Genomic DNA, 14479 nt, shown 5'->3' with positions numbered 1-14479 from the left:
ACAATTTCATGTATTAATAAATATTCTAACAACAGAGAGATAACCCTTTATTTTACAGGATTTTATTTCCATAAAAAGTCTGCTAATGGGAGGCTTATTCATGACCAAATATGTCATTATTAACGCAGACGATTTTGGACTTTCACAAGGCGTAAACCGCGGAATAATCGATGCCCATCAGGCCGGTATTGTCACAAGTACATCCCTCATCGTGAACAAACCCGGATTGAAGGATGCCGTCGCGCTGGCCAAACGTAACCCCCGGCTCGGTGTAGGCCTCCATTTCAACCTATCGGATGGCAAGCCGATCTCTCCGCCATTTCGAATTCCCTCACTTGTGAATATATATGGTTCTTTCCACAATCAGAGTCACCAATGGCATGAAGAAGACGTGGAACGAGAGCTTCATGCCCAGTGGGAGCTCATGCAGCGTAAGGGCCTCAGTCCTACACATATTGATTCGCATATGCACATCCATATGGATTTCCTTCCCGTCTACCATGCGATTGCTAAGCTGGCATTTCGTGAACTGGTTCCCGTTCGGTTCGATTTGAGACATGAGCGGGTCACACCGCCGGTACCGGTCAAAACGACAGACACACTCATCCGCGACAAATTTCACGAACCGGATAGCGTCATGCGCCTTATCCGTCATATACAGTGGATTCAAGATGGAACGACGGAGATCATGTGCCACCCAGGCTACGTTGATGAAGATTTGCAGAAGCACAGCACCATGATTGGCGAGCGTGAAGCGGAACTCGCTCACCTCACGCACCGAGATATCGGAACCGTTATTCGTGCCTACGGTCTACACCTTATCCACTATGGACAATTGCCTGATCCTCCCACATTCCATATGCCGCCACCAGAGCCGGATCCAACGTCCGAGCCAGTGCCCGAGCTCCTGCCAGATCCTCTACCGGAACAGAATAGTATCCTAACCCACGCCACTGTCCACCCCAAACGCCGCTCTTCGCGCACGGGGGCTCGCTTGATTCGCAAGAAGGCGCGACGTTTCAAAGCACGCACCAAGAGGAAGAAACGGCGGCGTTCCCGACGAGTCTATTAATCTAGGCAGCGTCTACCTTAACCGATATATAGCAAATAGAACCGCCACCAACTGTTTTCACGAGATTGGTAACGGTTCTATTTTATTGTCGACCGATGGAGAGCTGGCAATAGACTAGACTAAGCGTTCATCGGGCCTTGAAGTTGCACATACTTGCGAACAAATGCCTGTACCTGCTCCGTATAACCTTCCACATCCGTCCAATACGCATTCCCATGTCCCGCATCAGGCACCAGGAACATCCGTTTCTCGCTGTTGCATGCCGCATAGAGCGGGTAGATCATGAAGGTCGGGACGAAGTCGTCTTTCCCCCCATGAATGAATAGGACAGGCTTCTTTGTCTTCTTCACTTGGTCTATCGCGGACGCTTCACCGAAGAAATAGTTCGCTCTCAGCTTACAGATTAGGCTGGTTACATGGATCAACGGGAACGCAGGCAGCTTGAACATTTGCTTCAGTTGATAGGAAAGAATATCTTTAACGGAGCTGTAGGCACAATCAGATACGATGCATTTTACCTGATCAGGCAACGATTCACCGCTCGTCATCAGCACGGTTCCGCCTCCCATCGAGACGCCGTGCAGCACGATTTTCACCTGCGAGCCATGCCGCTCCAGCATCAGATCAATCCATCGCAGGACGTCACGCCGGTCATGCCAGCCAAACCCGATGTAATTCCCGCCGCTCTCGCCATGGCCTCTCAGATCCGGCATGAGTACATGGTATCCGAACTGTTCGCGGTAGAGTTCAGCGAAGCATGCCATATCCTTGCCTTTGCCTGTGTAGCCGTGAACCAGAATCACGAGATTGTTCGTCGGCTCCGGCGCGGCCAGGTAATAACCTGTCAACTGAATGCCATCTTTCGATGTCATATGAAGCGTCTCGTAAGACTGTGCCTCCATCCATTCCGAACGGTCCTTCCACGGTTTGCCCGGAAGATCCGCTAAATCTGTATTCTTCTCCAGGAATTCCTTCTTACTGCGACGTATAGCGAAATTGTAGAAATAATTGCCAACTCCCGTAAATAAAAGGGCTGCTGCAATCACTGCCGCAACGATCACACGAATGCCCATCATCATCTCATCTTCCTTCAATTCGTTCATACCTTCTATTTTACCATCTTATTTCCTGGATCTCATCCAAAGAACTCACAACGATACCATCAAAGTGCTTCTTCTTCGTTTTCATGGAAGAACTGGAATTAATCTTTCCTTTTTTCCGTTGGCCTATTCATCAACTAGCTGCCAAAAAGGGGTCAAAATCGTTCACAAAATGATATGAATTTTACATAGCCATCGAAGAGGTCGTGGGCTATGCTTCTGCGTAACTCTTTCTAGGGGGAGGTGAATCGCTGCAAGGAAGATCGCAGTACTTGAACGTCTGTTGGTAAGGAATTCATGAATGATCTAAGGAGGCTATCCATGCGTCGAAATCATGAAACACCCGATCTCAGATCTAACCGCACACAAGTACAGAAGATGCTTGCGGGGCTATTGGCATTGACACTGCTGCTCCCCTTCACCCCAGCACAAGCGGCATCCGCCTTGGACGAATTTGATTCGATTCGAATGAAATGGTTCGTCTATTTGACAGGCGGGACCGACTATGACGTGAATGACCCCGACATTGCCGCTAATATTCAAGAGAAAGACATCGGGGTATCCAATAGCGAAGGCACAGGGCTATGGGACACGATGAATAAATCGATGAACCGGACTTATTTGTGGAGTGATTTGCAGAGTACCACGGATTCAAGTCAGGTTTCTTCGCATTTTACGCGACTGAAAAAGATGGCGATTGTATATAACACAATCGGATCTTCCTTATATCATAATGAGGCGCTGAAGGCCGATCTTGTTCGCGCGTTGGACTGGGCTTATACGAACCGGTACCACGAGAGCAAGAGCGAATACAACAACTGGTGGGATTGGGAGATAGGCACCCCGCAGCTGGTGAACGATTTGCTCGTCCTCATGTATGACCATTTAACCCAGGCCCAGATTGATAATTACATACGAGCTATCGACCGATTCGTACCAAACCCCAGCAAGCGCACCATCAGCGGCGTGACCGAGACCGGAGCGAACCTGCTGGACAAGGCCTTTGTAGTGACCCTACGCGGCATCATCGGCAAGTCGGGCGACAAAATCACACAGGGCCGGGATTCGATGAAGCCCGCATTTTTGTATGTGCAGAGCGGCGACGGGTTCTATGAAGACGGCTCTTTTGTCCAGCACACCTATGTGGCGTATACAGGCGGCTATGGCGCCGTCTTGATGGGCCGGATTGCCGACCTATTCTATTTGCTCAAGGATACAACTTGGCGAATTACAGACCCGAATGCAGACAATGTGTTCCGCTGGGTCAAGGAAGGTTATGAGCCGCTGATCTACAAGGGCGCGATCATGGACAATGTGCGAGGGCGCGGCATTTCGCGGCAGAAGAGCAGTGATCATACAACAGGCAGAGGCATCGTGTTAGCCATTCTTCGGTTAGCCGAAGGGGCTCCGCCAGATCAAGCGATACAGCTGAAACGGATGGTCAAAGAGTGGATTGCCTCTGACACCTCTTTCGATAACTACTTCGTCGGGGCAGGCATCTTCGAGATGATACTCGGCAAGAAGCTGATGAATGACACCGCGATTCCAAGACGTGGAGAGCTCATCGGACACTATCAGTTCCCTGGCATGGACCGTATTGTCCATTCCCGTGAGGACTTCAGCTTCGGCATTAGCATGTTCTCGCCTCGCATCTCTTCCTTCGAATTCGGGAATGGCGAGAATCTGAAGGGCTGGTTCACGGGGCTAGGCATGACGAGCCTCTACAATAGCGATATCGAGCAATTCAGCGGTAACTATTGGGCGACGGCCGATATGTATCGTCTGCCAGGCACGACGACAGATGGGTCAGGCAGCGGAACGCCGGTGCAATGGAAGAATTACGCGAATCCTTACAACTGGGTCGGCGGCTCTTCTGTTGACGGATCATTGGGGACGGCAGGCATGCAATTCAGCAATGCCCAGAATACCGGTTCGCCTCTGCAAGGGAAGAAATCATGGTTCCTATTCGGAGATCAAATCGCAGCGCTCGGCTCTGGCCTGACGAGCACCGATACACGCCAAGTCGAGACGATCGTCGAGAATCGGAAGCTGAATGCGAACGGGGATAATCCATTGACGGTCAATGGCACGGTCAAGCCAGCTTCTGCCGGCTGGTCAGAGAGCATGAATAACGTCTCCTGGGCACACCTGGCAGGTTCTGTATCCGGTTCAGACATTGGCTATTACTTCCCAGGCACTCCGACAATCCAGGGAATGCGGGAGACGAGAACAGCGAATTGGAAGCAAGTGAATACCGATAATACGGCTGATCCCGTAACGGATTCGTATGTTAGCTTGGCCTTTAACCATGGCAAGGCACCGACCAATGCCTCTTACGCTTATGTCCTTCTACCCGGTAAGAGTGCTGCTGCAACAGCAAGTTATGCGACTGCTCCTAGCATGGAAGTGATCGAAAATTCGACCGAGGCGCAAGCGGTAATGGATACGAAACTGCATGCGACCGGCGCGAATTTCTGGAATGATGCCGTGAAGACGATCTCTCGGAACGGTCAACCCTTGCTGACAAGTGACAAGAAGGCATCCGTCACGACCCAAGTGAAAGATGGTCAGCTCCATATCGGAATTTCCGATCCAACGAAGGCGAATACAGGCTCCATTCAATTGGAGATTCATAAGCCTGCTGCCAGCGTTGTATCTCTCGATCCAAGAATCCAAATTACCCAACTGCAGCCAACGATTAAATTAACGGTGAACACGGCTGGCGCTTTCGGCAGGTCGTTGTCGGCCGTACTGAATCTCGGTGCGACTACGCTTCCCGCTGCACCCGTCTTGAACGAAGCGAAAGGCAGCATGTCCCAAGTGGAATTGCAATGGACGGGCGTCAGCGGCGCTGCCGGGTACCGGGTCAAATACGGTACAAAACCTGGCATGTACACACAGACTATCGACGTCACTTCGGTGGGGGCGGAGAATACGTATACCGTCACAGGTCTGACGAACGGCAAGACATATTATTTCGCCGTATCGGCCATCAACGCATCCGGGGAGAGCCCGGCATCCAACGAGCTCTCCACACAACCAACCTGGTCGGCTTCGCTATCGCCAGTGGCCGATGCCTTTGTACGGGATGGCACTTATGCGAGCTCCAACTACGGTACGGATGGAAGCTTGATCGTGAAGCAAGACGGTACAGGGTATTCACGTCAGTCGTACATCATGTTCGATCTGTCTTCTGTTGTCGGCCCCGTGCAGGAGGCGAATCTCTCGTTGACGTCTCTTGGCACGCGCGTCGCGGATATGACGCATCAAGCCCTGCTTGTCAGCGACCACAACTGGAAGGAATCGACTCTAACATGGAACAACAAGCCTGCTGGTGGAGAGATTGTCGCGAGTTGGACAGCACCAAGCGCTGGCGTCGCTGCTCAGCTCAATGTGACTGCGCTCGTGAATGCTGCGTTAACGGGGGATAAGAAGCTGGCATTGCTGATTCAATCCAAGATGAACTACGGTTCGAACGGGGATGTTAGTTATGCCTCCAAAGAGAACGGAAATGCCGTCTACCGTCCTGTGATGGAGATTACCGCTGCTGCGCCTGTGGAATCCACCTCAACCTCACTTATAAGCGATCAAGATGCCGTGGAGGCTGGCGAGGAGTTTACCATCTCGTTTGGCCTGAATCACGTGACGGAAGCTGCCGTCGCACAGGATATTACGATTACGTACGACGATCAAGCGATGGAATTCCGCGACGCCGCTTCCTTACTCCCTGGTATCTCGCTGATTAAGCCAGTAAAACAATCAACAGGGCAGCTGCGGATGATTATCGCGAGCCAAGGCGTGACGAACGCCGTCTACGGCGACGAGCAGATCATCGGACTGACGTTCCGCGCGAAGGACCTGACCACGCAGAAGACCGGCGTCATATCGGTTACGAGCGCGATTCTAGGAGATCAAGAGGGTACGGAGCGAACGGTGGAGAACACGGAAGTGAGTGTCCTTGTGCGTGCCGTCAAACCAGGTATGCCGGGGGATTTGAACCATGACCAGAAAGTGACCATTGGAGATCTGGCCATCGTCGCTGCGAACTACGGCAAGCATGCCGGCAGCCCGGACTGGGCGCAAGTGAAGCAAGCTGATCTGAACGGAGACGGTGTGATTGACATCAAGGATCTTGCCGAGGTCGCTTCTAAAATACTGATGTAATGCAGCATACAGCCTGTGCTCTGCGGAGCACAGGTTTTTTTGTCTGCAAGGATGATACGTGTAGTTTTGGGATATGTTTGACGATCGGCTGGGGTCTAGATGAGGACACGTGCATACCAAAAAGAAAGGCAGCTGCACTCGCAGCTGCCTTCACTTCCGCTTTCTTTTACTTTTTCACATCGAACGAGCTCTTCAGCGACACAATCAAGTTAAATACGATTTTGTCAGCCGTCGAATCCTTCGGATCCACATTGAAATAGCCGTGACGGAAAAATTGGAATTTATCTTGCCCTTTGGCTTCCGACATATTTGCTTCGACGAATCCTTGAACCGTCTCCACGGATCCCGGATTCAGATTCTCGATGAATGTCTCGCCTGTGCGCTCTTCTTCCGGCAGCATCAAAGGCTCATAGAGGCGGAATTCCGCTGGTCGGGCTTGCGTCGCTTCGACCCAGTGAATCGTCCCTTTGACTTTGCGGCCTGTAAATCCGCTGCCGCTCTTCGTCTCCGGATCGTACGTACAATGCAGTTCGACCACGTTGCCTTCGGCATCCTTCACCACTTCGTTGCAAGTGATGAAATAAGCATGCTTCAAGCGCACTTCGTTCCCAGGATATAGACGATGATATTTCGCAGGAGGAACCTCCATGAAGTCATCTTGTTCAATATAAATTTCACGAGAGAACGGAATTTGACGGTTGCCCATTTCTGGATTTTCCACGTTATTTTCCGCTTCCAGCATCTCTACTTGGCCCTCAGGATAGTTCGTGATGACAACCTTGAGCGGTCTAACGACGGCCATCGTACGAGGCGCCTTCAACTTCAAGTCCTCACGGATGAAGAAGTCGAGCTGTCTCGAATCGACTTCCGCGTTGCTTCTTGCGACGCCGATGCTGCGGCAGAACTCACGAATGGACTCCGGCGTATAGCCGCGGCGGCGAAGACCGGAGATCGTCGGCATCCGAGGGTCGTCCCATCCGACAACATGCCCTTCGTCCACCAGCTGCTTCAAATACCGTTTACTCATAATCGTATTCGTTAAGTTCAGACGTGCGAACTCATATTGATGCGGAACATGCTCCATCTCGCATTCCGCTACGACCCAATCGTACAATGGACGTTGATCTTCGAACTCCAAAGTACAAATCGAGTGCGTTACACCTTCAATCGCATCCTCGAGCGGATGCGCATAAGCGTACATCGGATAGATGCACCATTTATCGCCTGTATTGTGATGCTCTGTGTGTGAGATTCGATAAATAATAGGGTCACGCAGGTTGATATTCGGAGAGCTCATATCGATTTTGGCGCGCAATACTTTCTCACCATTCGCGAACTCGCCGTTACGCATACGTGTGAATAAATCTAAGTTTTCTTCAACGGAACGCGTACGATAAGGGCTGTCTTTACCCGGCTCAGTAAGCGTACCGCGGTACTCACGCATTTGCTCCGGTGTCAGATCGCAGACGAAAGCTTTCCCTTTCTTAATGAGCAATACCGCACGATTATACATCTCATCGAAATAATCCGATGCGAAGAACAATCCATCCCAATCGAATCCGAGCCATTTCACGTCTTCCTTGATCGCTTCAACGTATTCCGTATCTTCTTTGACCGGGTTCGTGTCATCAAAACGCAGATTAGTCTTCCCTTTATACTCATCCGCAAGTTCGAAGTTCAGACAGATCGACTTCGCATGTCCAATGTGCAGATAACCGTTCGGTTCCGGAGGAAAACGGGTAATGATCTCTTGGACGCGGCCGCTCTGCAGATCATCACTCACTATATTTTTAATAAAATTATTCGATGATGTTGACTTGTTATCGTTCTCCATCCTGACCATCCTTTCATCTATTGCATTCCTACATATATTAAATAAATATACCCATTACCGCCCCAGAGTTCAACTCTGACGCAAAATGTTAAAATTACACAAAATGTCGATTCGTATCAATTTTTCGCGTTTTCCAGCCGATAAAGGAGTATAAAGACTCGGATATAGGAGGACAGACGATTGAAACAGCTTAAAGTATTGCTATGTATGATCTTGATGCTCGGTATGGTAAGTTGGGCGAAGCCGGCGGCGGCAGCTGATCCGGTGTATCTAGTGAATTTGGTTTTCTCCAGTACGAACATTTCCATCGAAACAGGAAATACGCAGACAGTCAAAGCAACCGCAGTCTATTCCGATGGAAGCTCCAAAGACGTAACTCTCGCAACGGAATGGAAGAGTGGTAATACGAACGTTGCCACCATTAATAACGGCGTAATTACCGCTGTGAACGAAGGCACCACAATGATTAGCGGTTCGTTCCCGATCGGAGGAACAAATCCGCAGGTCAAGACTTTAGAAGTTAATGTAACGAAAAAAGTAAACTCACTGACCGCTGATTTGCAACGAGTCGATCTTCGATCCAACATGACGCAAGCGGTCGTCCTTACAGCTAACTATTTAAATGGTAATACAGATGATAAAGTTGCTAGCAAAGCAGAATGGACCACAGCCAACAATAAAATCGCGACCGTCTCGAACGGCGTCATTACAGGCCATGATTCAGGTACGACTACCGTTACGGCGAAATTCGGCAATCAATCCGTAACGATCGAGGTCAATGTTGACGTCGTACGCCGACTCGATACGCCAACACCAGAAATATCGATGTTATTAGCTGAGAAAACGAAAGACATTGTCGTCAGCGCGACATTTATCGATGGTTCGGAAGATAAGGATATTTCGAAGAAAGCGACATGGAAATCCAGTAATGAACGGATCGCTGACGTCGTAGGCGGTAAGATCAACGTCTATAGCGCCGGTCAAGCTACATTGACGGCAGAATACGGCACCAAGACGATCGATATCAAAGTCGATGTGGATCGCACAAGCAAGCTCGAGCTCAGCGTACAGAACCTTTATCTCAAGGTCAACGACGTGTACGATGTGAAACTCCAAGCGACTTATGCTGAAGCTCCAGCTAAGCCTGAAGACGTTACAACCGCTGCGAACTGGACTTCCAGCGATGAGAAAATCGTCAGCGTCTATAAAGGTAAAATTACGGCGCTGAAGACAGGCTCCGCAACGGTCAAAGCCAAGTACGGTGAAAAAGAAGTCACATTGAATGTTGATGTGGAAGTCCCTCGCCGCTTCGAAGTTCGCAATGTTGTAAACGGAGTTGATTCCGTTATTGAAGATTCCGTTGCTTTTGAGGACAAAACAAAGCCTATTACCGTGAAACTTCAATCCTACTTCGCAGACGGCACAGCAAGCGATATTACATCGAAGGCAACCTGGACATCCAGCAATGAAGATATCGCGATTGTGAGCATGGAGAACGGATTAGCAAAAATTACGCCGTATGGACAAGGCGAATCAAAAATCACCGCAACTTACAGCGGGAAGTCAATCTCATTCACAGCTAGTATTGAAGTACCGCGTAAGGTGAAAATCGTTGAAGATATGACAACGCAAGAAGAGATCAAATCCATTTCTCTGGATCCAAAAGGAACAAAAACGTTATTCGCCATCGCTTTAAAGGGGAACAGCAACACGGGTACTGAATTAAAAGATAAGTCAGCCGTATGGTCCTCCAGCGATGAAAAAGTTGTAGAGGTAGCCTATGATGCCGTAACAGGCAAAGCAACTATTACAGCCTTGGACAAGGGATCAGCTACAATTACTGTGAAGTACGGCACGAAGTCAACAACTGTGAAAATAGATGTCGCGAAGTCTGACAAACTAGAAGCTGATAAAAAATTGATCTACATGATGATTAATGAGACGGCAACCGTGAAACTAACTTCATGGGATGCGGCAGGCAACAAGAATGAGACGATCGCCGATAAAGCAGAATGGAGCTCCAGCAGTGAGAAAGTCGCTACTGTATCGAATGGTACGATTACAGCTCTCTCCTCTGGTAAAGCAACGATTACGGCAAAATACGGCGGTAAATCGGTTACGATCCCGGTTGAGGTAGAAATCGTTCAGAAGATCGAGCTATCGAAGAAGTTCTTATCGCTCAAGAGCAAAAGCGAGGATCCAAATGCGCCAGCATCGGTCGATGTAACACTAACAGTAACGTTCTCAGACGGCAAGACGAAGAAAGACGTCACGAAAGAAGCCGAATGGAAGACAAGCAATTACCGTGTCGTCGACGTGGTAGATGGCAAAGTAACCCCGGTTGGTTTCGGTAAAGCAAAGATCACCGCAAAGTACGGGACCAAGAGCCTTACACTAGATGTCGAAGTGGACCAGTTGAAGTACTTGAAGACTAATGTTGTTAACCTGTCTTTGAAATCATCTGATAAGTCTTATACCGTCGAAGCAACGGCTTACTATGCTGACGGTTCTAAATTAGACGTATCCGCAGCAGGTCTTTGGAAATCTTCCAATATTAAGGTGGCAGACATCATCGATGGCATCATCAGTGTGAACGGCAAAGGTAAAGCAACATTAACCGTGACCTATGGCGGAAAAAATACGAAGATTTATCTTGTAGTTCAATAATCATACAGACGAGGGCAAACAAGCCCTCGTCTTTTTTTCTTTCTCTAAGCCAACTGAATCAGAGCTACAATGGATTTCGCCCATCATAGCACCTACATACCGCAGTACCTGTTAACCTATCTTGGATTTACTGCATGATAGAGGGGAGAAGTGGGGGCTGCAGCCATATCATCGAGTGAAATTCACGCAAAAATCCATCATAGATCGCGAGTAGAGGTCATTTCCGCCAAAGTTCATGCATATATCCAGGATAGGAGTATCTCACACAAAAAACAGCCGCAAGCCGAACTGCAATTGCAGACGACCTAGCGGCTTTTCCCTATTCATCCCGACTCACAGCCGACACCGCTTCCTGCATCAGCTGCTTGAGTTCCAAGCTATATCGCTCCCGCTCTTCAAACGACCAGTTCAATCGATTGGCCATGTACCGGATCACAGGCTCGCGCCATCGCCGTACAGACTCTACATCGAACAAGAGCGCTCCGGTACGGCGTATGAAGAAGTCCGAAGGCGTCACAGCCATCTCATATTGAATCGCATAAGCCAGCTCCGCGAGCAGTCCAGTCGGCATATCGTTATAACGCCGCAGCTCCTTCTGGCAAGCAGGCACCAGATCGAAGATCGCATCCACATTCGCGCCATAGCGGCGAGTTAATCGTTCCGCTTCCACAAGCGACAGACCGAAAGCTCTGCCCTGCTGTGCCCGATCCCGCACGAAAGCCTCCCACTGCTTCGATCCACCGATTTCCCCGCCCGATATCGGCAGCTGCTTCGTCTTGCAAGGACGATCGCTCGTATCAAGGCCTACTCCCATCCGGCGCTTCACGACTGCATTAACGACATTCTCAGCCATATGACGGTAGCCCGTTAGCTTCCCGCCCGCAATGGAGATTAAGCCGGATGGCGCGTGGAATACTTCATCCTTACGCGATATTTCCGACGGGTTCTTCCCCTCTTGATGAATGAGCGGGCGCAAGCCGGCCCAGCTGGATTCAACATCCTCCACGGTAAGCGCAAGCGATGGGAACATGTCATTCGCAGCAGCGAGCAAATATTCGCGATCCTGCACCGTCATCCGCGGCTTGGTCATATCGCCGTGGTATTCCGTATCCGTCGTGCCAATATACGTCTTCCCCGCCCTCGGGATAGCGAAGACCATCCGACCATCCGGGGTATCAAAATAGATCGCTTGCCGCAGCGGAAACCGCGACTGATCGAAGACGAGATGCACACCCTTCGTGTGGTAAATCTTCGAGCCCGTAAGCGAGTGATCCATCGCCCGCAGATCGTCAACCCAGGGACCCGCTGCGTTAATCGTTGTCTGCGCATGAATTGTATAGGTTCGATCTGTGATCAGATCCGTCACATGCACACCATGAACTTGGCCTTCTTCATAGTGGAACGCCGTCGCCTGCGTATAATTCACGGCATAGGCGCCTAGCTCCACAGCCTTCTTCAAGACTTCGATCGTTAATCGCGCATCATCCGTGCGATATTCTACATAGATTCCGCCGCCCTTCAAGCCTTCTGGCTTCAGCAGCGGCTCTTTCGCTAACGTATCTTCCCGCGACAACATTCGCCGACGCTCATCCCGCTTCACGCGAGCAAGATAATCATAGAATCGCAGACCAAGTGAAGTCGACCATTTGCCGAACGTCCCGCCTGCATAGAGCGGTAGGAGCATCCACTCCGGTGTCGTCACATGAGGGCCATTCTCATACACAATCGCTCGCTCTTGTCCGACCTCAGCAACAACCTTAACTTCCAGCTGCTTCAAATACCGAAGCCCTCCATGCACCAATTTCGTTGACCGACTGGACGTACCTGCTGCAAAATCCTGCATTTCAATCAGCGCCGTCTTCAGCCCGCGCGATGCCGCATCGAGCGCAATTCCCGCACCCGTAATCCCGCCGCCAATGACGAGCACATCGAAATTTTGCTGAGACATTTCTTCAAGCCGTCTTTCACGCTGATCACTTGATAAAGGCTTTCCCATTCGGCCCACCACCTTCTCATGACATCTCTGCTTCGTTCTTGAATAGCATGGCCGCCTGAACCGCACGGGTCCACCCGGTGTACAGCCGTGTTTGAATTTCCCGCTCCATCGCAGGCGTGAAGACTCGCTCCTTCTTCCACTGCCCGGCGATTTCACGGCGATCCTGCCAGAAGCCAACGGCAAGCCCTGCCAGGTATGCTGCGCCAAGGGCTGTTGTCTCCGGGTTCGCACATCGCTCAACGGGAACACCTAACATATCACTCTGAAATTGCATCAGAAAATTGTTTTGTACCGCTCCACCGTCTACACGTAATGATTTCAATGTAATGCCCGAATCCTCTTCCATCGCCATTAAGACATCCTTTGTCTGATAGGCCAGCGATTCGAGCGTTGCGCGAATGAAATGCTCTTTGGTCGTGCCGCGCGTCAATCCGAATACGGCTCCGCGTGCGTCACTATCCCAGTACGGCGTTCCGAGCCCGACAAAAGCAGGGACAACATACACACCCTCGGTTGATCCCACGCGCAAAGCGTACGTCTCTGAGTCCTTGGCCGTCTTGATCATACGCAGCCCATCACGAAGCCATTGCAGTGCCGAACCCGCGACGAAAACACTGCCTTCCAGCGCATATTCCACACGCCCATCGATCCCCCATGCGATCGTCGTCAGCAGACCTTTCGCCGAAGCAATCGCCTGCTCGCCCGTATTCATCAACATGAAGCAGCCGGTGCCATACGTATTCTTCGCCATGCCCACTTCATAACACGCCTGACCGAATAGCGCAGCCTGTTGGTCGCCTGCCGCACCTGCAATCGGAATCCCATGATCGAACAGCAGCCCGCCCGCCGTGACCCCGTAGACTTCAGAAGAAGACTTCACCTCCGGCAGCATAGCTCTCGGCACTCCAAGAATCTGCAGCAATTCCTGATCCCAGCATAACTCATGGATGTTGTACATTAATGTCCGCGAAGCATTCGAATAATCCGTGACATGCACGCTGCCGCCCGACAGCTTCCAGATTAACCATGTATCGATCGTTCCGAAGCACAAATCACCTTGCTCCGCGCGTTCTCTCGTCCCTTCAATATGGTCCAGAATCCATTTCACCTTCGTTCCGGAGAAGTACGGATCAATCAATAACCCTGTTTTGGCCCGAAACTCAGCCTCATGCCCTTCTGCCTTCAACTGCTCGCAAATTTCCGCCGTCTGCCGCGATTGCCATACGATCGCATGATACACCGGCTTTCCCGTGTGACGATCCCAGACAACCGTCGTCTCGCGCTGATTCGCAATCCCTATCCCAGCGATTTGATCCGGTCCGATATTCGCCTTGGCGAGCACCGTTGTCATAACACCAAGCACAGAAACCCAAATTTCATTCGCATCATGTTCTACCCAGCCCGGCTTCGGAAAGATCTGCGTAAACTCCTGCTGCGCCATCTCCACGACATCGCCATCCCGATTCACCAGTACCGCACGAGAGCTTGTCGTCCCTTGATCGAGCGTCAGAATATAGGTTTCTTGCATGAATGACTCCCCCTCTGCTTCATCCAAAGCCCAAGTTTTTCCGTTCTTTTTACAACCATATTTATTATAGCCTCTAATAGAACACTCGCACAGAAGGTTAGCGAAAAAAAGCAAAGGA

7 protein-coding genes are annotated in these 14479 nt (G+C 50.5%); 3 read left to right on the top strand and 4 right to left on the bottom strand.

Going from position 1 to position 14479, the window contains the following annotated elements; all coding sequences use genetic code 11:
* The first annotated feature begins 100 nt into the window (after nucleotides 1–100).
* Nucleotides 101–1072 (top strand): carbohydrate deacetylase, encoded by a 972-nt coding sequence (locus GCU39_RS26865; protein ID WP_193726647.1) that lies wholly within the window; start codon nucleotides 101–103, stop codon nucleotides 1070–1072.
* 119 nt (nucleotides 1073–1191) lie between these two features.
* Here the strand turns inward: GCU39_RS26865 and GCU39_RS26860 are convergent, their stop codons facing one another.
* Entirely contained in the window at nucleotides 1192–2175 is a 984-nt protein-coding gene (locus GCU39_RS26860; RefSeq protein WP_227793353.1) for an alpha/beta hydrolase, read from the bottom strand.
* Between the two features lie 318 nt (nucleotides 2176–2493).
* On the opposite strand from GCU39_RS26860, the gene GCU39_RS26855 reads away from it, so the two are divergent.
* Nucleotides 2494–6336: a polysaccharide lyase family 8 super-sandwich domain-containing protein gene (locus GCU39_RS26855; RefSeq protein ID WP_193726646.1), complete on the top strand. Its 3843-nt coding sequence runs from the start codon at nucleotides 2494–2496 to the stop codon at nucleotides 6334–6336.
* Between the two features lie 166 nt (nucleotides 6337–6502).
* On the opposite strand, the gene GCU39_RS26850 is transcribed toward GCU39_RS26855, so the two are convergent.
* Nucleotides 6503–8170, bottom strand: coding sequence for a glutamine--tRNA ligase/YqeY domain fusion protein (locus GCU39_RS26850; RefSeq protein WP_407671605.1), 1668 nt, complete (start codon nucleotides 8168–8170; stop codon nucleotides 6503–6505).
* A gap of 180 nt (nucleotides 8171–8350) precedes the next feature.
* On the opposite strand from GCU39_RS26850, the gene GCU39_RS26845 reads away from it, so the two are divergent.
* A complete protein-coding gene (locus tag GCU39_RS26845) occupies nucleotides 8351–10837 on the top strand; it encodes an Ig-like domain-containing protein (RefSeq protein WP_152396271.1) in 2487 nt (828 codons plus the stop codon).
* Between the two features lie 319 nt (nucleotides 10838–11156).
* Here GCU39_RS26845 and GCU39_RS26840 read toward each other — a convergent pair whose 3' ends face one another.
* Together GCU39_RS26840 and glpK are read right to left on the bottom strand one after the other, a co-directional pair.
* On the bottom strand, nucleotides 11157–12833 hold the full coding sequence (locus tag GCU39_RS26840; RefSeq protein ID WP_152396270.1) for a glycerol-3-phosphate dehydrogenase/oxidase: 1677 nt from the start codon (nucleotides 12831–12833) through the stop codon (nucleotides 11157–11159).
* A 16-nt stretch (nucleotides 12834–12849) separates the two neighbouring features.
* Nucleotides 12850–14361 carry a glycerol kinase GlpK gene (gene glpK, locus GCU39_RS26835; RefSeq protein ID WP_152396269.1) on the bottom strand — a complete coding sequence of 504 codons (1512 nt, stop codon included), beginning with the start codon at nucleotides 14359–14361 and terminating at the stop codon, nucleotides 12850–12852.
* Nucleotides 14362–14479 lie beyond the last annotated feature (118 nt).

Source organism: Paenibacillus guangzhouensis, assembly GCF_009363075.1.
Taxonomy (GTDB): Bacteria; Bacillota; Bacilli; order Paenibacillales; family Paenibacillaceae; genus Paenibacillus_K; species Paenibacillus_K guangzhouensis.
The sequence above is the reverse complement of the archived record's forward strand: the minus strand, read 5'-3'. Positions and strand labels throughout refer to the sequence as shown.